20 protein-coding genes are annotated in these 20,093 nt (G+C 68.2%); 8 read left to right on the forward strand and 12 right to left on the reverse strand.

All coding sequences use genetic code 11. The features are described 5' to 3' along the window. The 7 genes from J8I34_RS19920 to J8I34_RS19950 all read right to left on the reverse strand — a co-directional run. On the reverse strand, positions 1-200 hold a 200-nt coding region (locus tag J8I34_RS19920), incomplete at its 3' end, for an alcohol dehydrogenase catalytic domain-containing protein (protein WP_209806776.1). A gap of 128 nt (positions 201-328) precedes the next feature. After that, on the reverse strand, positions 329-1,705 hold the full coding sequence (locus J8I34_RS19925; RefSeq protein WP_209806777.1) for an NTP/NDP exchange transporter: 1,377 nt from the start codon (positions 1,703-1,705) through the stop codon (positions 329-331). 15 nt (positions 1,706-1,720) lie between these two features. Beyond that, positions 1,721-2,638: an aldo/keto reductase gene (locus tag J8I34_RS19930; RefSeq protein ID WP_209806778.1), complete on the reverse strand. Its 918-nt coding sequence runs from the start codon at positions 2,636-2,638 to the stop codon at positions 1,721-1,723. Positions 2,639-2,792: 154 nt separating this feature from the next. After that, positions 2,793-4,154: a GntP family permease gene (locus tag J8I34_RS19935; protein WP_029049850.1), complete on the reverse strand. Its 1,362-nt coding sequence runs from the start codon at positions 4,152-4,154 to the stop codon at positions 2,793-2,795. A 233-nt stretch (positions 4,155-4,387) separates the two neighbouring features. Further along, positions 4,388-4,780: a RidA family protein gene (locus tag J8I34_RS19940; protein WP_209806779.1), complete on the reverse strand. Its 393-nt coding sequence runs from the start codon at positions 4,778-4,780 to the stop codon at positions 4,388-4,390. A 52-nt stretch (positions 4,781-4,832) separates the two neighbouring features. Beyond that, complete coding sequence (locus J8I34_RS19945) at positions 4,833-6,287, reverse strand: N-acyl-D-amino-acid deacylase family protein (protein WP_209806780.1); 1,455 nt, start codon at positions 6,285-6,287, stop codon at positions 4,833-4,835. A 2-nt stretch (positions 6,288-6,289) separates the two neighbouring features. Continuing rightward, on the reverse strand, positions 6,290-7,207 hold the full coding sequence (locus J8I34_RS19950; RefSeq protein WP_029049847.1) for a MurR/RpiR family transcriptional regulator: 918 nt from the start codon (positions 7,205-7,207) through the stop codon (positions 6,290-6,292). A 206-nt stretch (positions 7,208-7,413) separates the two neighbouring features. On the opposite strand from J8I34_RS19950, the gene J8I34_RS19955 reads away from it, so the two are divergent. The 3 genes from J8I34_RS19955 to J8I34_RS19965 all read left to right on the forward strand — a co-directional run bounded on the left by J8I34_RS19955 (position 7,414) and on the right by J8I34_RS19965 (position 10,355). After that, on the forward strand, positions 7,414-8,682 hold the full coding sequence (locus tag J8I34_RS19955) for an amino acid deaminase (protein WP_209806781.1): 1,269 nt from the start codon (positions 7,414-7,416) through the stop codon (positions 8,680-8,682). A 13-nt stretch (positions 8,683-8,695) separates the two neighbouring features. Further along, positions 8,696-9,634: a sugar kinase gene (locus tag J8I34_RS19960; RefSeq protein WP_029049845.1), complete on the forward strand. Its 939-nt coding sequence runs from the start codon at positions 8,696-8,698 to the stop codon at positions 9,632-9,634. A gap of 76 nt (positions 9,635-9,710) precedes the next feature. After that, the gene (locus J8I34_RS19965) at positions 9,711-10,355 is read left to right on the forward strand and encodes a bifunctional 4-hydroxy-2-oxoglutarate aldolase/2-dehydro-3-deoxy-phosphogluconate aldolase (RefSeq protein WP_029049844.1); all 645 of its coding nucleotides are present in this window, start codon (positions 9,711-9,713) and stop codon (positions 10,353-10,355) included. 130 nt (positions 10,356-10,485) lie between these two features. Here J8I34_RS19965 and J8I34_RS19970 read toward each other — a convergent pair whose 3' ends face one another. The 3 genes from J8I34_RS19970 to J8I34_RS19980 form a co-directional block, all read right to left on the reverse strand. Continuing rightward, on the reverse strand, positions 10,486-10,617 hold the full coding sequence (locus J8I34_RS19970) for an entericidin A/B family lipoprotein (protein WP_010814145.1): 132 nt from the start codon (positions 10,615-10,617) through the stop codon (positions 10,486-10,488). A gap of 141 nt (positions 10,618-10,758) precedes the next feature. After that, on the reverse strand, positions 10,759-12,012 hold the full coding sequence (locus tag J8I34_RS19975) for a GGDEF domain-containing protein (RefSeq protein ID WP_371748106.1): 1,254 nt from the start codon (positions 12,010-12,012) through the stop codon (positions 10,759-10,761). 384 nt (positions 12,013-12,396) lie between these two features. After that, positions 12,397-13,713 (reverse strand): hemolysin family protein, encoded by a 1,317-nt coding sequence (locus tag J8I34_RS19980; protein WP_029049842.1) that lies wholly within the window; start codon positions 13,711-13,713, stop codon positions 12,397-12,399. 183 nt (positions 13,714-13,896) lie between these two features. Between J8I34_RS19980 and J8I34_RS19985 the strand changes: the two genes are divergently transcribed. Continuing rightward, positions 13,897-14,820, forward strand: coding sequence for a helix-turn-helix domain-containing protein (locus J8I34_RS19985; protein WP_209806782.1), 924 nt, complete (start codon positions 13,897-13,899; stop codon positions 14,818-14,820). Here the strand turns inward: J8I34_RS19985 and J8I34_RS19990 are convergent. Next, positions 14,795-15,340 carry an acyloxyacyl hydrolase gene (locus tag J8I34_RS19990; protein ID WP_245176020.1) on the reverse strand — a complete coding sequence of 182 codons (546 nt, stop codon included), beginning with the start codon at positions 15,338-15,340 and terminating at the stop codon, positions 14,795-14,797. The genes J8I34_RS19985 and J8I34_RS19990 overlap by 26 nt on opposite strands. A gap of 350 nt (positions 15,341-15,690) precedes the next feature. On the opposite strand from J8I34_RS19990, the gene J8I34_RS19995 reads away from it, so the two are divergent. The 3 genes from J8I34_RS19995 (at position 15,691) to J8I34_RS20005 (ending at position 18,725) form a co-directional block, all read left to right on the forward strand. Beyond that, positions 15,691-16,254 (forward strand): surface-adhesin E family protein, encoded by a 564-nt coding sequence (locus tag J8I34_RS19995; RefSeq protein ID WP_209806784.1) that lies wholly within the window; start codon positions 15,691-15,693, stop codon positions 16,252-16,254. Positions 16,255-16,421: 167 nt separating this feature from the next. After that, positions 16,422-16,655 carry a hypothetical protein gene (locus tag J8I34_RS20000; RefSeq protein WP_029049838.1) on the forward strand — a complete coding sequence of 78 codons (234 nt, stop codon included), beginning with the start codon at positions 16,422-16,424 and terminating at the stop codon, positions 16,653-16,655. 336 nt (positions 16,656-16,991) lie between these two features. Next, on the forward strand, positions 16,992-18,725 hold the full coding sequence (locus tag J8I34_RS20005) for a mechanosensitive ion channel family protein (RefSeq protein ID WP_209806785.1): 1,734 nt from the start codon (positions 16,992-16,994) through the stop codon (positions 18,723-18,725). Positions 18,726-18,768: 43 nt separating this feature from the next. On the opposite strand, the gene J8I34_RS20010 is transcribed toward J8I34_RS20005, so the two are convergent. Further along, the gene (locus J8I34_RS20010) at positions 18,769-19,203 is read right to left on the reverse strand and encodes an RT0821/Lpp0805 family surface protein (RefSeq protein ID WP_209769159.1); all 435 of its coding nucleotides are present in this window, start codon (positions 19,201-19,203) and stop codon (positions 18,769-18,771) included. Between the two features lie 271 nt (positions 19,204-19,474). Here J8I34_RS20010 and J8I34_RS20015 point away from each other — a divergent pair, with 271 nt between their 5' ends. Next, positions 19,475-19,843 (forward strand): hypothetical protein, encoded by a 369-nt coding sequence (locus J8I34_RS20015; RefSeq protein ID WP_209769157.1) that lies wholly within the window; start codon positions 19,475-19,477, stop codon positions 19,841-19,843. Positions 19,844-20,093: the final 250 nt, after the last annotated feature.

A 20,093-nucleotide genomic window follows, 5' to 3' on the forward strand; every position in this document is an offset into this window, starting at 1 on the left:
ATGCCGGCGCCTTCATGGCCCAGGATCGCCGGGAAAATGCCTTCGGGATCGGCGCCGGACAGCGTGTAGTAGTCGGTGTGGCAGATGCCGGTGGCCTTCACTTCCACCAGCACTTCCCCGGCGCGCGGGCCGTCCAGGTCCACGTCTTCGATGGTCAGCGGGGCGCCGGCTTTCCAGGCGATGGCGGCTTTGGTCTTCATGGGGTCCTCCGGAGAAAAGAGATACGGATGGGCTCGGCGGCGGGCACAGACACCGGTGACGCGGGCCGGAGCGCAAGACTATACGACCATCCGGTGTCGGCAGGCCAGTGCCAGGCTTGCAAGCAGGGCTAGCGCGAAGTCGTCGTCGCGCCAGCCGCTGCGGCGCGGCGGCTGGTTTCCTGTGGCACCAGTTCGGTCTCGTGGCGCCGTCCCAGCCACCATCCCAGCGCCGCCCATGCCAGCGCCAGCCCGGCACCAGCCAGCGCTACCGTGGCCGGGTGGCCGGAAATCGCATCGATGGCGGTCTTGACCCATGCGCTGACCGCATCGCCGGCACGATAGACCGCGGTGTCGATCACGTTCTTGGCCTTGTACTTGGTTTCTGGATCGACCACCGTGAACAGCATCTCGCGCCCGGGCCGCAGCAGCGCATACTCGCCTACGCGCCGCAGGATCATCACGCCGGCCAGCACGCCGAAGGTCGGCACCAGCGCCAGCACGACGAAGCCCGCCGCGACCGCCAACGGCACCGCGGTCAGCAGCAGCGTGACGCCGTAGCGCCGCGCCATGCGGCCGGTGAAGAACAGCTGGACCAGGATCGTCAGCGCCTGCACCGTGGCGTCGAGCGCGCTGAAGACCTGGGTTTGCCGGGTGCGCTCGGGGAAGGCCTCGGCCACCAGCCGCGCCTGCTCGAAATACAGGAAGGTGCTGGCAGTGGCCAGCAGGATCACGAACAGGCCGATGCCGAGCAGGTAGCGTGAGCGCAGCAACAACACCAGCCCCGCCCACAGGCCGCCGCCGACCGGGTTGGCGGGGTCGCTGGCGGGATCGCTGGCAACATCGGCGGGCACTTCATGGCCCGCGCCGGCGAGGCGGCGCCAGCCGAACAGCCAGCCCACGCCCGGCAGCGTCGCGGCGAGCAGCGCGGCGGAAAGCAGCATCAGCCCGGTCAGCCCGACCTGCGGCACCAGCCAGCCGCCCAGCACCGGCCCGGCCAGGCCGCCGGCGCTGGCGCCGGCGGCCAGCAGCGCGAACAGGCGTCGCGCCTGCTCTGGCCGGAACACGTCGGCCATGAGGCTCCACGCCACCGAGACCACGAACAGGTTGAATACCGACAGCCACACGTAGAACACGCGCGCCAGCCAGACATCGTCCGGCCACACGCGCGTGCCGAAGGCAAAGGCGAGCAGGTTGGCGATAAAGAACGCGTAGACCCACGGCACGAAGCGCCGCCGCGGCAGCCGTGCGCACACCGCGCCGTAGAGCGGGATCGCCGCCAGCATGACGACGAAGGTCGCGGTGAACAGCCATTGCAGGTTCTTCACGCCGCCGGCGATGCCCATGGTCTCGCGTACCGGACGCAGCATGAAATAGCTGGAGAACAGGCAGAAGAAGAACAGGAAGCCAGCCACCACCGCGCCGGCCTCGCCGGGGAGGATGCCGAAGCCGCGCCGCAGCCGTGCCAGGCCGCCGCCGGCGGGCGTGTCGCGATCGGGTTCGTCCATGCGGCCCGGCGCGCGTCAGGCCAGCAGCGCGGCGATGCGCTCGCGCTGGCCCGGATCGGGCATGCGCCCCAGCGCGGCGCCGAGGTTGTCGGCCATGTTGCGCGGCTTGGAGGTGGCGGGGATGGCAGCGGTCACCGCCGGATGGCTGACGATGAATTTCAGGAACAGCTGTCCCCACGAGCCGCAGTCGATATCTCCGGCCCACTGCGGCAGCGGCCGGTCCTTGACCACGCGGAACAGGCGGCCGTCCTGGAACGGGCGGTTGACCAGCACCGCCACGCCGCGCTCCTGGCACAGCGGCAGCAGCACGCGCTCGGCATTGCGCTCGGCCACCGAGTAGTTGACCTGTACGAAATCGACGCGCTCGTTGCGCACGATCCGCTCCAGCGCCTCGTGCGCGTCGTCGCGGTAATGGGTGATGCCCAGGTAACGGATGCGGCCTTGTTCCTTCAACTCCCGCAGGAAGCGCAGGTTGCCTTGCCAGTCGATCAGGTTGTGCACCTGCAGCAGGTCGACCTTGTCGACGCGCAGGTCGGCCAGCGAGTGTCCCCACTGCGCCTGCGCCGGGGCGCCGGACTGGGCCGAAATCTTGGTCGCCAGGAACACGCGCTGCCGGGCATTGGCCGCGCGCAGCAGGTCGCCGGTCACGGCCTCGGCGTTGCCATAGCTGGGCGCGGTGTCGATGACCGAGCCTTCGGTGCGCAACAGCATCGCCATGACTTCGGCCAGCGGCTTGCGCTCGGCGGCTTCGCTGCTGACGTTGAAGGTGTCGGCCGTGCCCATGCCCACGACGGGCAGCGCCTCGGTGGTGCCCGGGATGCTGCGGCGCATGGGGACGGCAACGGTGGCGGCGCCGGCGGGGAGGGCGGGCAGGGCGCCGGTGGCGGTCAGCCCGGCGGCCAGGGCCAGGAATGAGCGGCGGTCGATTGGCATGGAAGCGCTTCGAGACGGGTCATACACTGGTTGACCTTAGGCGCTGGCCGGAGCCTTGTAAACCGCTGCTTCAGTGCGCTATCCGGCACGCCGCGCGCCGTGGGCACCGCCGCGCGCACCCTGCGGACGGGGTGCGCGGTACGGCTTTTGCGCCTCAGACCACCGTGGCCAGGCCCAGCGTCAGCAGCAGCGCCACCACCGAGATGATGGTCTCGCACACCGACCAGGTCTGGAAGGTCTGGGTCACGGTCATGTTGAAGTACTCCTTGACCAGCCAGAAGCCGCCGTCGTTCACGTGCGACAGGATCAGCGAACCGGCGCCGGTGGTCAGCACCAGCAGCTCGGGGCGGGTGCCCGGCACGCTGGCGGCGATCGGCGCGACGATGCCGGCGGCGGTGGTCATGGCGACCGTGGCCGAGCCGGTGGCGATGCGGATCATCACCGCGACCAGCCAGCCCAGCACCAGCACCGACACCTGCGCGCTGGTGGCGACATCGACGATGGCGGTGGAGATCCCCGAGTCGCGCAGGATGCGGCCGAAGCCGCCGCCAGCGCCGACCACCAGCGTGATGATGGCGGTGGGCGCCACGCACTCGTTGGTGAATTTCAGGATGGTCTCGCGGTTGAAGCCGCGCGCCTTGCCGAAGGTGTAGAAGCTCACCAGCGCGGCGATCAGCAGCGCTATCACCGAGTTGCCGATCAGCTTGAGAAAGTCGTTGGCAAAGGTCTTGGGCGTGGTGAAGACGTCGGCCCAGCTGCCGATCAGCATCAGGATCACCGGCAGCAGGATGGTGAACACCGTGATGCCGAAGCCGGGCAATTCGTGCGATTCCTTGACGTGCTCATCCTCTTCGGTGAACTGGTCGGCCAGCGGGTTGACCTCGGGCAGCTTGACATAGCGGTCCATCAGCCTGGCAAACAGCGGGCCGGCGATGGCCGCCGTGGGAATGCCCACGATCAGCGCATACATGATGGTCTTGCCAATGTCCGCACCATACGCAGTCACAGCCAGCAGCGCCGCCGGATGCGGCGGGATCAGGCCGTGCACCACCGACAGGCCGGCCACCATCGGGATGCCGACGACTACCATCGACGTGCCGGTGCGCTTGGCTACGTTGAAGGCGATCGGCACCAGCAGCACGAAGCCGACCTCGAAGAACACCGGCAGGCCGACGATAAAGGCGATGGTCGCCATGGCCCAGTGCACGTTCTTCGCGCCGAAGAAATCGATCAGCGTATTGGCGATGCGTTCCGCGCCGCCCGATTCGGCCATCATCTTGCCAAGCATCGTGCCAAGGCCCACCACCAGCGCGATATGGCCGAGGGTGCCGCCGACACCGGCTTCGAATGACTTGACGATGTCGCCCATCGGCATGCCCACGGCAAAGCCGAGCAGCACCGAGACGACGACCAGGGTAATGAAGGGGTTGAGCTTGAAGCGCGCGATCAGCACCACCAGGGCGATCACGGCGATCAGCGCATACACCAAGAGCATGGTTCCGGTGACGGCACCCATATTGTCTCCTTGCGTGGAAAAAAGGCCGCTTGTGTGCGGCAGCAGAGGTTTTAGGCTTGTTGTTTTCTCCCCGCTCCCGCTTGCGGGAGAGGGGTTGGGGAGAGGGCGGGCGCCTGGCAAGCACCGTGGCGGCTCACTTCGTGGTGACGCCGGCCCTCTCCCCCGTCTCCTCTCCCGCGTGCGGGGGAGGGGAGCAAACAGTCAGGAGTGAGTCAAGCAAGCAGGCAGCAGGCTCAGGCCGCCGGCTTCTTGTAGGCGATGCAGTCCACTTCGACCTTGCAATCCACCACCATGCTCGATTGCACGCAGGCGCGCGCCGGCGGGTTGGCGCCGAAGTATTCCTTGAAGATCTTGTTGAACGAGGCGAAGTCGCGCGCATCGTCCAGCCACACGCCGCAGCGGACCACGTGCTCGGGGCCGTAGCCGGCCTCGGCCAGGATCGCCAGCACGTTCTTGATGGCCTGGTGGGTCTGCGGCACGATGCCGCCGTCGATCAGCTCGCCGCCGGTCATCGGCACCTGGCCGGAAACGTAGAGCCAGCCGTCGGCCGCTACCGCGCGCGCAAACGGCATGTGCGCGCCGCCCTGGCCGGTGCCGCCTTCCACACCGAATCGTTTGATGTCCATGGGTACTCCTGGAATTTGTTGCTGGGAAAAAAATCGAAGAAAAGGAAGCGAATCAGTCGGCGCCGCGCGCCAGGAAGCGTCCTGCGCGGATGCCCGTCGGCTGCCGCTGCTGCCATGACAGCTCGCCGTTGACCCAGACCGCGGCAATGCCTTCGGCCGGCTGCATCGGGTCGGTGAAGCTGGCGGCGTCGCGGATGGTGGCGGCGTCGAACAGCACGAGGTCGGCCCAGTAGCCTTCGCGCACGAAGCCGCGGCCATGCAGGCCGAAGCGCTCGGCCGACAGGCCGGTCATCTTGTTCACCGCGACGGTGAGCGGGAACAGCTCGCGGTCGCGCGCATAGTGGCCAAGCACGCGCGGGAACGCGCCCCACAGGCGCGGATGCGGCAGCGGGTCGTTGGGCAGGCCGTCCGAGCCGACCACCGTGGCGGGGTGGCTCAGGATGCGGTCGACATCGGCATCTTCCATGCAGTGGTAGACCGCGCCGGCGGGCATCAGCCGGCGCGCGGCCTCGTGCAGGCCGACCTGCCACTCGGCGGCGATATCGGCCAGCAGCCGGCCGCCCATCTCGGGCGCGCCTTCGGACCACGTCACCATGATGTCGAAGTCGCTGGTGACCTGCTTCAGGTCCAGCGTCGACGAGCTGGCGGTATAGGGATAGCAGTCGCAACCGACCTGCTGCCAGCGCTGCGCGCCGTCAAGGGCATCGAGCACTTCGGTGCTGCGGCCCCAGTTGTCAACGCCCGCGCATTTCAGGTGCGAGATCACCACCGGCACGCGCGCATGGCGGCCGATGCGGAAGGCTTCGTCCATGGCTTCGAGGATCTCGGCGAACTCGCTGCGCAGGTGCGTGGCGTAGAGCGCGCCGGCATGGGCCAGGGGCTCGGCCAGCGCCAGCACTTCCTCGGTCGGCGCGTTGAAGGCATTGGCGTAGGCGAGTCCGGTGGACAGTCCCAGTGCGCCGTGCTGCAGCGATTCTTCCAGCTGCGCGCGCATGGCCGCGATTTCGGCGGGCGTGGCGGCGCGGTCGAGCCGGTCCATATGGTTGCTGCGCAGCGCGGTATGGCCCACCAGCGCGGCGACGTTGATCGCGGGCTGCGCGGCACCGACGGCGTCGACGTAGGCCTTGAAGCTGGGGTAGCGGAACGCGTCGGCATGGCCGAGCAGGTTCATCGGGTCGGGCGGGTCGCCGGAGAGCGTCACCGGCGCGGCGCTGATGCCGCAGTTGCCGACGATCACGGTGGTCACGCCCTGCGACAGCTTGGGCGTCATCTCGGGCTGGCGCACGACGTTGGTATCGTCGTGCGTATGCACGTCGATAAAGCCCGGCGCCAGCACCAGGCCATGGCCTTCGACCACGTGCGCGGCGGCGTCGGGATCGATCGCGCCGCCTTCATCGATGCGGGCAATGCGGCCGTCGCGCAGCGCCACGTCGGCCAGGCGCGCGGCGGCGCCGGAGCCATCGATCAGCGTGACGAGGCGGATCAGGGTATCGAACAGGTGTGGCATGGTCAGTCTCCCAGAGGCTGGCGGCTGTCAGGGCCCACTTGTGGTCCCGACCGTGGGCCGGTCTCGCCGCGGTGGCTGTCCAGCACGTACTTGAGCCGGCGCAGCCGCTCCTTGCTCTGGTCCGGCTGCAGCAGCGCACACTGGGTGGCCAGCACGTCCAGCACCATCAGCATCGCGTAGCGCGATGCCGACGGCTTGAAAATGAAATCCGTCTCCAGCGTGCGCACCGGCAGCAGCACGTCGGCGCGCGCGGCCAGCGGCGAGCCCAGCGCAGTCACCGCAACCAGCTTCGCGCCGTATTCGCGTGCGATCTCGCAACTGGCCAGCATCTCCGGCACGCGCCCGCTGGCCGAGAAGGCCAGCACCACGTCGTCGCGGCTCAGCGTGGCGGCCACCATCTTCTGCAGCAGGCCGTCCTGGTAGCTGGCGACCGGCTGGCCCAGCCGCGCCAGGCGGTGGCGCGCCTCGTCGGCCATGAACGACGAGCCGCCGCCCATGCCAAAAGCGTAGACCATGCGTGCGCCCAGCAACAGACGCGCGGCATCTTCGATGCGCTGCGCGTCCATCAGGCCGCGGTTGACTTCGAGCGCGGTCAGGATGTCGGCATGGATGCTGTCGGCGAGCGTCGCCGGGGCTTCGGCAGCGGCATCGGCGCCGCCGGGTTGCAGGAAACGCGCGCCCACTGCGGTGGCCTGCGCCAGCCGCAGCTTCAGGTCGCGCACGTCGCGGCAGCCGATGGCCTTGGCGAAGCGGGTCACGCTGGCCTCGCTGACGCCGGCCTTGCGCGCCAGTTCGTTGATGCTCGCCGCCGCGGCGCCGGCCAGGTCTTCCAGCACCACCTGCGCGACCTTCTGCTCGGCCAGGCGCAGCGCGGGGCCGCGCTCGGCAATGCGGGTCAGGATGTCGAAGGGCGCGGTCATGGTTGGGTGGCTGAGCAGGGCCGCGAGACAAAGTGGCGCAGCCGGCAGATGCTGTCGGCAAGGGCTATAACAGTGACTGACGCGACCTTGCGCGTTGCCTCTGTGGTCCTTTGTGCGGTCAGCATGTTACTTTATAACAAGGATGAAATATCTTATTTTCAGGGCTATCATTACGTCAATCAGATTTTTTCAGGGTGATGGCAAGCATGCGTGAAATAAAGTATCAGGCTGGCGTGATCGATCCGCTCAACAAGGCGCTGGGGCGCCTGGAAGCCCCGCTGGCACCGGACGCCGCCCGCACCGGCTGGAGCCTGCTGCAGGAAGAACTGAGCCTGCCGGCCGCGGTGCTTTACGAAGACCGGCTTGCGCACAACCTGGAATGGATGCGCCGCTTCATGGGCGAGTACGGCGTGCAGCTTGCGCCGCACGGCAAGACCACCATGGCGCCCAAGCTGTTCGCGCGCCAGCTCGGCGCCGGCGCGTGGGGCATCACGCTGGCGACCGCGCACCAGACCGCCGCGGCGCATGCGCACGGCGTCAAGCGCGTGCTGATGGCCAACCAGCTGGTGGGCCGCCGCAATATGGAAATCATTGCGGACCTGCTGCGCGACGATCCGGACTTCGAATTCTTCGCGCTGGTGGACTCCGCCGCGCTGGTCGACCAGCTCGGCAAGTTCTTCCAGGAGCGCGGGCAGACGCTGCAGGTGCTGCTGGAACTGGGCGTGGCGGGCGGGCGCACCGGCGTGCGCGACGACGCGCAGCAGCAGGCCGTGCTCGACGCGCTGGCGCGCTGGCCGCAGGCCTTGTCGCTGGCGGGTGTCGAGATCTATGAAGGCGTGCTGAAGGAAGAGGCCGACATCCGCGCCTTCCTGCAGCGCACCGTGGCGGTGACGCGGCAGCTGGCGCAGCAGGGCCGCTTCGGCCGCAGCCCGGTGGTGATGTCGGGCGCGGGCTCGGCCTGGTACGACGTGGTCGCCGAGGAGTTCGCGCGCACCGACATCGGCACGCCGATCGACATCGTGCTGCGCCCCGGCTGCTACCTGACCCATGACGTCGGCATCTACCGCGCCGCGCAGCAGCGCATCCTCGCCAGCAACCCGGTCGCGCAGAAAATGCGCGAGGGCCTGCTGCCGGCGCTGCAGCTGTGGGCCTACGTGCAGTCGATCCCCGAGCCAGAGCGCGTCATCATCGGCATGGGCAAGCGCGACGCCGCCTTCGATGCCGGCATGCCGATCCCGGCGCGGCTGTACCGTCCTGGCAGCGAGGCGCCGGTCGATGTGCCCGCGCACTGGGAGGTGACCGGCATGATGGACCAGCACGCCTACCTGCAGGTCAAGCCGGGCGACGACATCCGGGTCGGCGACATGATCGCCTTCGATATCTCGCACCCGTGCCTGACTTTCGACAAGTGGCGCCATATCCCGGTGCTGGATCGCGACCTGCGCGTGATCGACATCGTGCAAACCTTTTTCTGAGGCGGGCCGCCCCATGAGCATCGATATCCTGGCCTACGGCGAGCCGCTGGTGGAGTTCAACCAGCAGCCCGACGATCCCGACCGCTACCTGCAGGGCTTTGGCGGCGATACCTCCAACTTCTGCATCGCCGCGGCGCGGCAGGGCGCGAGCACCGGCTATATCACCGCGGTGGGCGCCGATACCTTCGGCGAGCGCCTGCGCGCGCTGTGGACGCAGGAGCGGGTCGATACGCGTCACGTCCATGTGGACCCGTCCGCGCCGACCGGCGTCTATTTTGTCTCGCACGACAACCACGGCCACCGCTTCGACTACCTGCGCGAAGGCTCCGCCGCCAGCCGCTACCAGCATGAGCAGCTGCCGCTGGGCGCGATCGCCGCGGCAGGCTACCTGCACCTGTCGGGCATCAGCCTGGCCATCAGCACCAGCGCCTGCGATGCGGGCCTGGCGGCGATGGAACACGCGCGCAAGGCCGGCACCAAGGTCACGCTCGACACCAACCTGCGCCTGCGGCTGTGGTCGCTGGCGCGCGCGCGCGGCATCATGCGCGAAGCGCTCGCGCTGACCGACGTGTGCCTGCCAAGCTGGGACGACATCACCGTGCTGACGGGGCTGGACGACCGCGATGCCATCGTCGATTACCTGCTCGGCTGCGGCATCGGCCTGGTGGCGCTCAAGCTGGGCGAGGAGGGCGCTTACGTGGCCACGCCCGAGTCGCGCACGCTGGTGGAACCGTATCCGGTCAAGCCGGTCGATGCCACCGGCGCCGGCGATTGCTTCGGCGGCAGCTTCGTCGCGCGCCTGGCGGCGGGCGCCGACCCGTTCGAGGCCGCGCGCTACGCCAACGTGGCCGCGGCGCTGTCCACCACGGGCTATGGCGCGGTGGCGCCGATCCCCGATGCGCAGACCGTGATGGCCCGGCTGGCCGAATCGGTCTCCGTGATCGGGGGCTGAGCGGCGGCTGATCGGCAGCTGAGCCGGCAGCATTCCCTGACTTTGCTTTTTTGAACCCTTCACCCCGAGATCCGATATGCAAAACCAGACTTCCCCGCTGCTCCCCCTGCTGGCCGACGTGCCGGTGATCCCCGTGCTGGAATTCCATTCGGTCGACGAGGCCCTGCACGTCAGCGAGGCACTGGTCACCGGCGGCCTGCCGCTGCTTGAGATCACGCTGCGCACGCCGGTCGCGCTGGAAGCCATCAAGGCCGTGGCCGCCGCGCTGCCGCAGGCGTGCGTGGGCGCGGGCACGGTCCTGACCGTCGAGCAGCTGCGTGCCGTGCGCGACGCCGGCGCGCAGTTTGCCGTGTCGCCCGGCCTGACGCCGTCGCTGGCGGAGGGCGCGCAGGGCGCGGGGATCTCGCTGTTGCCGGGGGTGGCCACTGCCAGCGAGGCCATGCTGGCGCTGGAAGCCGGCTTCACCTTCCTGAAGTTCTTCCCGGCGCAAGCGGCCGGCGGAGTGCCGATGCTCAAGTCGCTGGGGGGACCGCTGCCGCAGCTGCGCTTCTGCCCGACCGGCGGCATCGATGCCGCGCTGGCGCCGACCTACCTGGCCTTGCCCAACGTGGTGTGCGTGGGCGGGTCGTGGGTGGTGCCGAAGGACGCGGTGACCGGCAAGGACTGGGGCCGCATCCGTTCGCTGGCCGAGCAGGCCCGCGCGCTGCGCAGCAAGGGCTGAGCGCGCCGGGCGGTGTCATCAAGTCAAAGCTAAGCCCATCGATGCAATGCAAAACGGCACGCCGAGGGGCGTGCCGTTTGTGGTTGCAGACGCGGCCAGGCCGCGTCGTCGCGCGGTTTGGCGGTCCGGCTTACTTGTGCCGGTCCGCCGAGCTTTCCAGCTTCTGGCCGCCGCGCTGAATGTCTTGTCCGAGTCCTGCCATCGTGTTGCAGCCAGCCAACAGGGTGGCAAACAGAACGCACCAGATCCAACCTTTCTTCACGCCGGGCTCCTTTCCATTCGGTTGAGGGTTTGAGGCAGATTTTACCGTCGCTGTCAGCGCGGTTGATATCTGGTATGTGCCAATTTGTAAATCGTGCAATCGCTGCAACAGTTGCCGGTGGCGCGGGCCGGCTCGGCCGCTTCAGCCGGCTGTCGCCAGCAGCTCGCGGGCGCGCTGCTGGATTGCGGCGTGTGTCTGCACCAGCCAGGCCGCCGGGAAAGGTTGCGCCAGCAGGTAGCCCTGCACGCTGTGGCAGCCCCAGGCGCGCACCGCCTCCAGTTGCTGCCGGCTTTCCACGCCCTTGGCGCATACCGCCGCGCCGGCGCGGCGCGCCATGACGCAGGCGCCGCGCAGCCGCTCGGCCAGGTCCGGGCTGCCGCCCGGCGCGCCGCCATGGCCCAGCCGGCGCACATCGAGTGAGACGCTATCGGGCCGCAGTGCCTCGAGGGCACGCCGGCTGCCTGGGCCGCCGTCGAAATCGCCCAGCGCCAGCTGCACCCCGAGGCGGCGCAAGTCTGCAAAGCGATCGAGGATACCGGCGACCGGGGGCATCGCGCTGGCGGGCAGCTCGATGCACAGGCGCTCCGCGGCGATGCCGCCGGTGTCGATGGCCCGCGCCAGGGCATCGACCATCTGCGGGCGGTGCAGCTGCGCGCTTGAGGCCAGCAGCGTAAATTGCAGCGGCGCAAGCGCTTCGGCGCTGCGCACCAGCGGCAGCACGCCGTCGAGCAGCCAGCCGCCGATGCGTTCCACCAGCCCGAGCGTTTCCACCGCCGGCAGGAAGTCCTGCGGCGCCACCCGCCCCAGCACGGGGCTGTGCCAGCGCAGGCGCACGGTATAGCCGCTGATACGGGCGCCGGCAAAGTTGGCGCGCGGCTGCAGTTGCAGGCTCAGTTCGCCGCGCTCCAGTGCCTCGGGCAGGGCGGCCAGCAGCGGAGCGGAGGGCGGTGTAGCGGGCTTGTCGGCACGCGCGAGGCCGTCGCCGCCCTGGCGGACGACGCGCAGCATGGCATCGAAGGCCTGCTGCACGCGGCGCTCGGCGGGAATGTCGGGGTGGTCGGTGGCCACGCCGATGCTGCTGGAAATAAACAGTTCAAAGCCATCCAGCAGGAACGGACGGGACAGGTCGGCGGCAATGCGCTCGGCAATCGGCCCCGCATCCGTGCAGCCGGCCGCCAGTGCCGTGACCGCACCCAGGTCAGACGCTGCCACCCAGTGCACGACCGCCCCCTGCGGCAGCAGCGCCGCAATGCGGGCCTGCACCAACGCCCGCAGGCGGGCGGCGCGGTGCGGGCCAAGGGGCTCGCACGCGCTGGCAAAGCGGTCGAGCCGGATCGCCAGCACGGCGGCGGGCGGCGCGCCGTCCGCGCGGCGCGCGGCCAGCGCCAACAGCACTCCTGCCGGCCGCGCCGGGACGTTTGCATCGAATGGCGCTTGTGGGCTTCCCGATGCGCCCGATGGCATCCCGCCGGGACCGTCGGCATCTGGATACATGGATCGTGTTGCGGCAGGCGGCCGTGCTGGCGGCGCTGTCCCGCGTCTCCCCGTTGTCAGTGTTCCACGTCTGGCAGGACCGCTGGCGCGGGCCGGCTGCTCTCGTCAGGCGGGAATGCGCGCGCCTGCTGCAGCCGCAACGGGCCGCAGGGCCAGATCATAAGCCAGGACGGGGCAAGGACTTGCAAGTTACGACAAGTTGCGAACCAGGCACCTATCGTTTGACGGGGGGGCAAAGCGGTGCTGGCGCTTCACTCGAAGAGGTTGACTGAACACCGCGCGGCATCAGCCGGTCGTTTCTTCCTCCGGGCCGTTTTCAGGTGGCAGGCGCGAAGCCAGGACCTTGTCGATGCGCTTGCCATCCATATCGACAATCTCGAAGCGCCAGTCGCCCCACTCGACGCGGTCGGCAATCTGTGGCAGTCGTCCGAGCAGCAGCAGCAGCATGCCCGACAGCGTGTGGTAGCGCTCCTTTTCTTCCTCCGGCACCTGGCGCAGCCCGATGCGGTCCTTCAGTTCGGGGATGGGGATCAGGCCGTCGAGCAGCCACGAGCCATCGTCGCGCTGCACCGCCCATTCCTCGCCGGCGGCCTCGGCCTTGAACTCGCCGGTGATGGCTTCGATCAGGTCCTGCAGCGTCACCAGCCCCAGCACCTCGCCGTATTCGTCGATGACAAAGGCCACCTGGCCGCCCGAGGCGCGGAAATTTTCCAGCAACTCCATCCCGGTGACGCTTTCGGGCACGAACACCGCCGGCTGCATCACTGCCATCAGGTCGGCCTCTTCGCCGCGCAGGCGGCGCGCCAGCAGCTGGCGCGCGCTGACTACCCCGACGATGTCGTGCATGCCGCCGCGCACCGCCGGGAAGCGGGAGTGGTCGGATTCCTCGATACGGCGCAGGTTTTCTTCCAGCGGCGCGTCCACGTCCAGGTAGATGACGTCGCCGCGCGGCACCATCAGCGAGGCCAGCTGGCGGTCGTCGAGGCGGAACACGTTGCGCACCATGGTGTGCTCGTGCTGCTCGATCACGCCCGCCTCGGAGCCTTCGACCAGCAGTGCGTGGATTTCTTCCTCGGTCACCCCGGGGCCGCTGTCGGTCTTGGTGCCGAGCAGGCGCAGCACCAGCCGGGTGGAGCTCGACAGCAGCTTGACGAAGGGGGTGGACGCGACGGCGAGCCAGGAGATCGGGCGTGCCACCAGGCGCGCAATCGCTTCGGGGGCCATCTGGCCCAGGCGCTTGGGCACCAGCTCGCCCAGCACGATGGAAAAGTAGGTCAGGCCGGCCACCACGATCGCGGAGGCGACGTAGCCGGCGGTGGACTCTGCCATGCCAACGCTGCCGTGCAGCCAGTCGCCGAAGGGCTGCGCCAGCGTCGATTCGCCGACCACCCCGTTGAGAACGCCGATCGACGTGATGCCGATCTGCACCGTCGACAGGAAGCGTGTGGGGTCCTCGCCCAGCTTGACGGCTTCGATCGCGCCCCGGTCGCCGTTCTCGATCTGCCGCTGCAGGCGCGCCTTGCGCGCGGTGACCAGCGCGATCTCGGACATCGCGAACACGCCATTCAGCAAGATCAGCGCCAGTAATATGGCAATTTCCATCAAAGTGCGCGCCCTTTGCGCGCCGGGAGTTCAAAAGAAGTCAAGCATACCATCCGGCTGTTACAGGAAGTCGTCACAGTGACGCCTGCGTCTCAGTGCCGGCAAGGCAATGGCCGGCAGGGAATTGCCGCTATTACCTGGCAGGTAGTCGATCCCTGCTCCTGGCCATGCTGTAATACGTGCATGGAAACGCTGACCCCTGCTTCCGAAGCCACTCTCGACTTCCCCGGCCTGCTGCGCTACTGGCGCGGCAAACGCGGCTACAGCCAGCTGGCACTGTCGCTGGCCGCCGGGGTGTCGCAGCGCCACATCTCCTTCCTGGAATCCGGCCGCGCCCGCCCCAGCCGCGAAATGGTGCTGGCGCTGGCCGAGCGCCTTGGGGTGCCGCTGCGCCAGCGCAACCGCATGCTGCTGGCGGGCGGCTTCGCCCCGGCCTACAGCGAGCATGCGCTGGCCTCGCCGCCGTTGCAGATGGTGCAGCAGGCGATCGCACTGATCCTGTCCAAGCAGGAGCCGTACCCGGCCGTGGTGCTGGACCGGTTCTGGAACCTGGTCGACGCCAACCAGGCTTACCGGCGCATGCTCGATACGCTGCTCGACGGACGCGTGCCCGCGTCGCTGGAGGACGAAGGCGGGCAGGGCAGCGGGCAGGGCGGCGGTCCGCGCCGGGCAAACCTGATGTTGTCGGTGTTCGATCCGCAAGGCTTGTGGCCGGTGATCGAGAACGCGCGCCAGGTCGGACGCTACCTGCTGCGGCGCGTCTGGCAGGAATTGCAGGTGCAGGCGCACGACCAGACCGCGCGCGAAATCTTCCGGCGTATCGCCGCGTGGCATCCCGACATGGTCGGCCCCGGTGGCGTGCTGCTCCCCGAGGATGACGGCGCGGAAGGACCGCCGCCGCCGGTGCTGCCGGTGGTGCTGCATGCCGGCGCGTTCCGTGCGTCGCTGTTCTCGACGCTGACCACGCTTGGCATTCCGCAGGACATCACGCTGCAGGAGCTGCGCATCGAGTCCTTCTTCCCCGCCGACGAATCCACGCGCGCCCTGTTTGAAGCGCTGGGCGCCTCGCGGCCGCCGGCGTTCAGAAGCGGTAGCGCAGGTAGATGACGTGGAAGGTGGTGCCAGGATTAGGGGCCTTGATGCCGCCATTGGACAGGTGCTGGAAGCGGTAGCCCGCGGTGAGGCGCCGGTCCGAGCCGAAGGTCACGCCCAGGCCCGCGTATTCCGAGAACTGGAACGCCGTGGAAATGACATGGTCGTCCGAGGTGCGTGTTCCGGTCAGCAAGCGCGGGCCGAGCGACAATTCGAGGAATGGCGCCCAGGCGTGCTTCCACCAGCCGATGCGGACCACCGGCGAGGCGCCGAACTCCCACAGGTCATGTGGATTGGTGTCGCTGCTGCTGTTCCAGCGCGCGATATTGACTTCCCATTGGAGGTCGACGAGCCAGCCCTGCGGATTGCCCCACGCAAAGCCCGAATCCCACAGCATGGCGACCTCGGCCTTCTGCACGTGATGGGTTTCGTCGAAGCCGTAGCCCAGCTGCACGGCTGGCGCGGCGTGGGCGGTGCCGAGGCAAAGGGGCAGGGCGAGCAGGCTCGCGGCGGCGTGGCGAACGACTGGCGGCATTGAGCGCGCTACCAGGCGACGCTGTCGATGCCACGGGCGCCGGGTAGGCGCTGTCGGCGCGGGGGATGGGTCGCAACAACTTGCAAGGCGGTCTTGTCTGGCTTCTTGGTCTTGTCGTGGCATGGGAAGCAAGGCTTGGGATGCTGCGTTGCTGTCGGACTTCGCATGGGGCGTTGCCACGCATGGCCGGCCTCCATACCCTATTTGTAGTACACGGGATAGCACATTGCTGGCCGAGGGTGGTGCGATGCCATTCGCGCGCGCATGCGCAACAGATACAAAGCCGCCAGATCGTGCGTGTCGTGTGCGACAATGCGGCTCGCTTTTCCCGTCTATACGAGGGCAGTTCAATGATGTTCCGCATTTTTAGGCATGCTGCCGCGCTGGCAGGCTGCATGCTCGGCCTGGCCGTGCCGACCGCTCATGCCGAAGGCAGTGCCATGCCGGCACAGCGTCCGGCCGCGGCCGCCGGCTTGTATGAGTGCCAGGTGCCGGGTGCCGGCACGGTGTTCCGCTCCACGCCGAGAGAAGGTTGCCATCTGGTGGTTGCGCCCGACCCGGGCGCGCCAGATCCGCAGCGCTGGTTGCCGCTGATGGGTGCCAACGGCGTGATCTCGTACTTCGACCAGTCCGCGATCCGCCGCCAGGGCGCGCAGGTCGGTGTCGTGCTGATGCGAAATTCGCCGTCGGGCGTGATCCGCACCGCCAACGGCGAACCGATCCGCTCGTCGCTCAAGCGCATGGTGCTCGACTGTGCCACGTCGATGTTCGCGGTGGTCGAGCAGACGCTGTACAGCAAGCGCTACGCGCGCGGCAATTCGCTCTATACCATCCGCGCGCCGCAGTACGGCACCTTCCAGCCCGCGGGCCCTGGCACCATTGCGGGTGAACTGCTGCGCAGGCTGTGCCGCTGAGTGTCCCGCTGAGTTGGACCAAGCGCCCCGGCGGCGCCGATGTCCCTGTCAGGGTTTGTCCCGGTCAACCGCGTGCAAGCCGTCCTCGTTGATGCGAGTGACCCGGCGCGAATCGCGTGCCGGTCATTGCAGGCATTCCCACACGCAGGGCTCACGAGGAGACCGAAATGAAGAAGTGGATCGTCATGCTGTCGCTGGCAATGTTCGGTGCGGGCGCGATGGCGCAGGCAACGCCGGCCACTCCGGCAACCCCGGCCACGCCGGCGGCACCGGCCGCCGACAAGGCTGCGCCGGCCAAGGCCGACAGCAAGCACAAGGCCAAGGCCAAAAAGGCCAGCGCCAAGAAAAAGAACAGCCACGCTGCCGGTACCAAGGACCCGATGACGAAGAAAGGCGCCTGAGGGCGCTGCCGATGGCGGCGGGCGCCCTGCTTCCCGGCAAAGCAGGAAGCAGGTGAGTCCGTACCGCCATGCCGCTGCGCTGCGATAGCGTGGCACGACGGCGGGGGGCGTGTCCCCGCCGCGCGAACGACAGCCCTGTGGCACGCGATGCCGTGCCTTCCGGGGGGAAAGGGAGGGTCGTTGCGGCGGATCGCGACAGGAGGCTTCGGCCTCCTTTTTTTGCTCTTGCGCGACGGCTTTGCGTGCGCAGCCGGGCACGTTATGCTAGCGGGCAACGTGCCCGGGCTGGCGTGCGGTGCCGCGCCGGCGCAAAGCAATCCTCGGACAGGAGCGTCTATGGCAGCGCTTGCAGCATGGTGGCGGCAAATCGCAATCCTGTGGACGCTGGCGCTGCCGTGCCTGCCGGCATGGGCGGCCACGCTGGCAACGGCACCAGCACCCGCACCAGCGCCGGTACCGATCGCCGTGCCCAGCGGCGAAGTCGCGGAACTGAGGCTGATGGACCGTCACATCGCCATGCTGCGCGCAGCAATCGGCGGTGCGACACCGGCCATGCGCGTAGCGCGCGCCCAGCAGTTGTTCGACGGTCTTACCGAAGCCGAACTGGTCCAGCCGCTCGGGCAGCTCAGCGGCACCCTCGGTGATGCGCCGATGATCGCCTTCCGGCTCGGCGACCGGCTGCTGTTCGCCCTGGCCGTGCAAGACCTTTCCCCGGAAGACAACCTCACGCTGGAGGCTGCCGGCGCGCAGGCCGCGGCGGCGCTGCGCCAGGCCATTGCCGCGCGGCGCGCGCACCTGCACTGGCCCACCCTGATGCGCGGGGCCGCGCTGAGCCTGCTCGGCCTGGGCGTGCTGGCAACGCTGGCCTGGGGCGTCTCGCGCGCCAGCGTGACGCTGCGCACGCGCCTGCGCACGGCATTGCAGCGCCACGTGGCGCTGCACCTTGAGCGCCGGGCCGGCCAGTTCGACTGGACCGGCACGCTCTACCAGTTGGTTGCGCGCCTGGTGCAGATCGTTGCCGTCGGCGTGGTGCTGGTGCTGGCCTTTGCCTGGCTGGAGTTCGCGCTCGAACAGTTTCCGCTGACGCAGCCGATGGGCGACCGCATGGGCGTGTTCATCCTCCACCTGCTGTCGGGCATTGCCTTGTCGATGGTGGGGGCGGTGCCAGGGCTGGTGACGGTGGTGGTGATCCTGCTGATCACGCGCGCGGTGCAGCGGCTGGTATCGAATATCTTCAAGGCGGTGCAGAAAGGCCAGATCTCGGTGCCCGGACTGCATGCCGAGACCGCCGGCGCCACGCGGCGCCTGGCCGCGGCGTTGATCTGGGTGCTGGGCTTCACCTTCGCCTATCCGTATATCCCGGGCTCGGAAAGCGATGTGTTCAAGGGCCTGTCGGTGCTGCTCGGCTTTATGGTGACGCTGGGCTCGGCCAATGTGGTCAACCAGCTGATGAGCGGGATGGTGGTGGTGTACTCGCGCGCGCTGCGGCGTGGGGACATGGTATGTATCGGCGATACCGTCGGCACGGTGGCCTCGCTCGACGCGCTGTCGGTCAAGGTCATCAACCTGCGCAACGAAGAAGTGACGCTGCCGAACGCGGTGGTGGTCGGCAGCGCGATCCACAACTACACGCGGCACGGCAGCGTGCGCGATGCCGGCACGAAAGAGGGCTGGCAGGCCGCGATGATTTCGACCTCGGTCACCATCGGCTACGACACGCCCTGGCGGCAGGTCCATGCCATGCTGCTGGCTGCGGCCGCGCAGGCCGGACACGTGGCGGCGTCGCCGACGCCGTTCGTCCTGCAGCGTGGCTTGTCGGATTTCTACGTCGAGTATGAACTGTTTGCCGCGCTCGATGATCCGCGCAATCGCTTCTATGCGCTATCCGCGCTCCACGCGGCGATCCAGGACCAGTTCAATACGCACGGCGTGCAGATCATGTCGCCGCACTTCATGGCGCAGCCGGAGAAGACGGTCTACGTGCCAGAGGCCAAGTGGTTCGAACAGCCCGGCAGCGCTCAGATCGATCCGGCCGCGCGGCCACACCGGGCACCGTCGCGCGCCGCATGAGCACGGCCGGTGCACAGGTCGTACGCGCAGCGGGGCGCCTGCCTCAGCCGTCGACGTGGCGGGCCTTCCATTGCCCGCTGGGCTGCTTGCAGAACCAGCCTTTCCAGTGTTCCTGCGAGCTGCCGCGCTTGAGCTCCGACTCGAGCCGCCGGCACTGCTGGCCCTTGTCGGTCTTGCTTTCAACCGGGGTGATGGTGCCATCGACTTGCGGGCGCCGGCCGTTGGCCGGATAGGTCCAAGTCACCGACTGGCCATCCGCGGTATCGTTCAGCGCCTTGCGCACCGATTGCGACAGCGAGGCACCTTCCTTCTCGTTGAGCGTGCCGATGATGGATCCGCTCAGGTAGTTGTCGAAGTACGCGTGGGCCGGCGCGGCCATGGCGAGCATCAGCGTGGAGCCGAGCACGCCGGCGATGGCGGCGCGAGTGGCGGCGCGGATGGCAGGGCGGAACGGGCGGTCTGTTTGCCGAGGCAGCATGGCGATTCCTTTGGCTTCGTGTTGGCGTGCCGCGAGCCGAGGGAAGGCATTGCGCGGGCAAGCCGGATGGGTCGTTTGGGTGGCATTGTAAGCGCAATGCCGGGCTGGCGACGACCACTTTGCCGCATTGCGGCGGCGCCGGCGCGGTTGACACCGGCGTAGCGCTGACCTAGCGTTGATTGCTGCCCCAACGCTTGCCATCCCTTGTTCCGCAGCGGCTGTCGGCGGTGCACGCCGCAAGGCAAGCGCCTTTCCCCCGAGAGGAGATCCCATGAAGCTGCGCTACCTCATCCTCGGCCTGGCCGGTGCGTGTGCGTTCGGCACACTGCATGCCCAGACCGGCAAGGCCGACAAGTTCAACCCCTATACCGACGGCGCCAGGCAGGACAAATTCAGCACGTACACCGATGGGGCCAAGCAGGACAAGTTCAGTCCCTATTCTGATGGCGCAAAAAGCGACAACGTGACCTCGCTCAACCCCGGTGCGCGGCCTGATCAGATGGAACCGATCCAGGGCGGCGCGCAGAAGTCGTTCGATTCATTCAGCCAGGGCGGCATGAAGAGCGGTAAGTTCGATACGTATTCCGAAGGCGCCAAGAGCGGCAAGTTCGATCCCTATAGCGAAGGCGCGAAAAAGTAACGCTGTATTAAAAGTGTCGAGTGCGGGGTGCCGGCTGGCACCCCGCCCATCACGCTGGTCGGAGGTCGGGCGAGCTTGGCGCTCGCCCGCGCTGCCCCGGTGTGACCCGAACGCCCGCAAAGCCTTGCCCGGAGCGGCTTTCGGGCAACCTCACCAACATTTTGTTGCAAACCTTGCGTGATCGAAACGTGACTTCCGCGTCTCGAATTGTTATGGTTTATTGCGCATCGCAACAAACCGGACACAGCGC

The sequence above is a fragment of the Cupriavidus phytohabitans genome (genome assembly GCF_017815025.1).
GTDB lineage: Bacteria > Pseudomonadota > Gammaproteobacteria > Burkholderiales > Burkholderiaceae > Cupriavidus.

Excerpts from the sequence above, each read along its gene's own strand:
- J8I34_RS19955 (WP_209806781.1), top strand. The coding sequence starts at position 7,414 with ATGCGTGAAATAAAGTATCAGGCTGGCGTGATCGATCCGCTCAACAAG.
- J8I34_RS19985 (WP_209806782.1), top strand. The coding sequence starts at position 13,897 with ATGGAAACGCTGACCCCTGCTTCCGAAGCCACTCTCGACTTCCCCGGC.
- J8I34_RS19935 (WP_029049850.1), bottom strand. The coding sequence starts at position 4,154 with ATGGGTGCCGTCACCGGAACCATGCTCTTGGTGTATGCGCTGATCGCC.
- J8I34_RS20015 (WP_209769157.1), top strand. The coding sequence starts at position 19,475 with ATGAAGCTGCGCTACCTCATCCTCGGCCTGGCCGGTGCGTGTGCGTTC.
- J8I34_RS19940 (WP_209806779.1), bottom strand. The coding sequence starts at position 4,780 with ATGGACATCAAACGATTCGGTGTGGAAGGCGGCACCGGCCAGGGCGGC.
- J8I34_RS19980 (WP_029049842.1), bottom strand. The coding sequence starts at position 13,713 with ATGGAAATTGCCATATTACTGGCGCTGATCTTGCTGAATGGCGTGTTC.
- J8I34_RS19925 (WP_209806777.1), bottom strand. The coding sequence starts at position 1,705 with ATGGACGAACCCGATCGCGACACGCCCGCCGGCGGCGGCCTGGCACGG.
- J8I34_RS20005 (WP_209806785.1), top strand. The coding sequence starts at position 16,992 with ATGGCAGCGCTTGCAGCATGGTGGCGGCAAATCGCAATCCTGTGGACG.
- J8I34_RS19965 (WP_029049844.1), top strand. The coding sequence starts at position 9,711 with ATGCAAAACCAGACTTCCCCGCTGCTCCCCCTGCTGGCCGACGTGCCG.
- J8I34_RS19990 (WP_245176020.1), bottom strand. The coding sequence starts at position 15,340 with ATGCCGCCAGTCGTTCGCCACGCCGCCGCGAGCCTGCTCGCCCTGCCC.
- J8I34_RS19950 (WP_029049847.1), bottom strand. The coding sequence starts at position 7,207 with ATGACCGCGCCCTTCGACATCCTGACCCGCATTGCCGAGCGCGGCCCC.
- J8I34_RS20010 (WP_209769159.1), bottom strand. The coding sequence starts at position 19,203 with ATGCTGCCTCGGCAAACAGACCGCCCGTTCCGCCCTGCCATCCGCGCC.
- J8I34_RS19945 (WP_209806780.1), bottom strand. The coding sequence starts at position 6,287 with ATGCCACACCTGTTCGATACCCTGATCCGCCTCGTCACGCTGATCGAT.
- J8I34_RS20000 (WP_029049838.1), top strand. The coding sequence starts at position 16,422 with ATGAAGAAGTGGATCGTCATGCTGTCGCTGGCAATGTTCGGTGCGGGC.
- J8I34_RS19960 (WP_029049845.1), top strand. The coding sequence starts at position 8,696 with ATGAGCATCGATATCCTGGCCTACGGCGAGCCGCTGGTGGAGTTCAAC.
- J8I34_RS19995 (WP_209806784.1), top strand. The coding sequence starts at position 15,691 with ATGATGTTCCGCATTTTTAGGCATGCTGCCGCGCTGGCAGGCTGCATG.
- J8I34_RS19930 (WP_209806778.1), bottom strand. The coding sequence starts at position 2,638 with ATGCCAATCGACCGCCGCTCATTCCTGGCCCTGGCCGCCGGGCTGACC.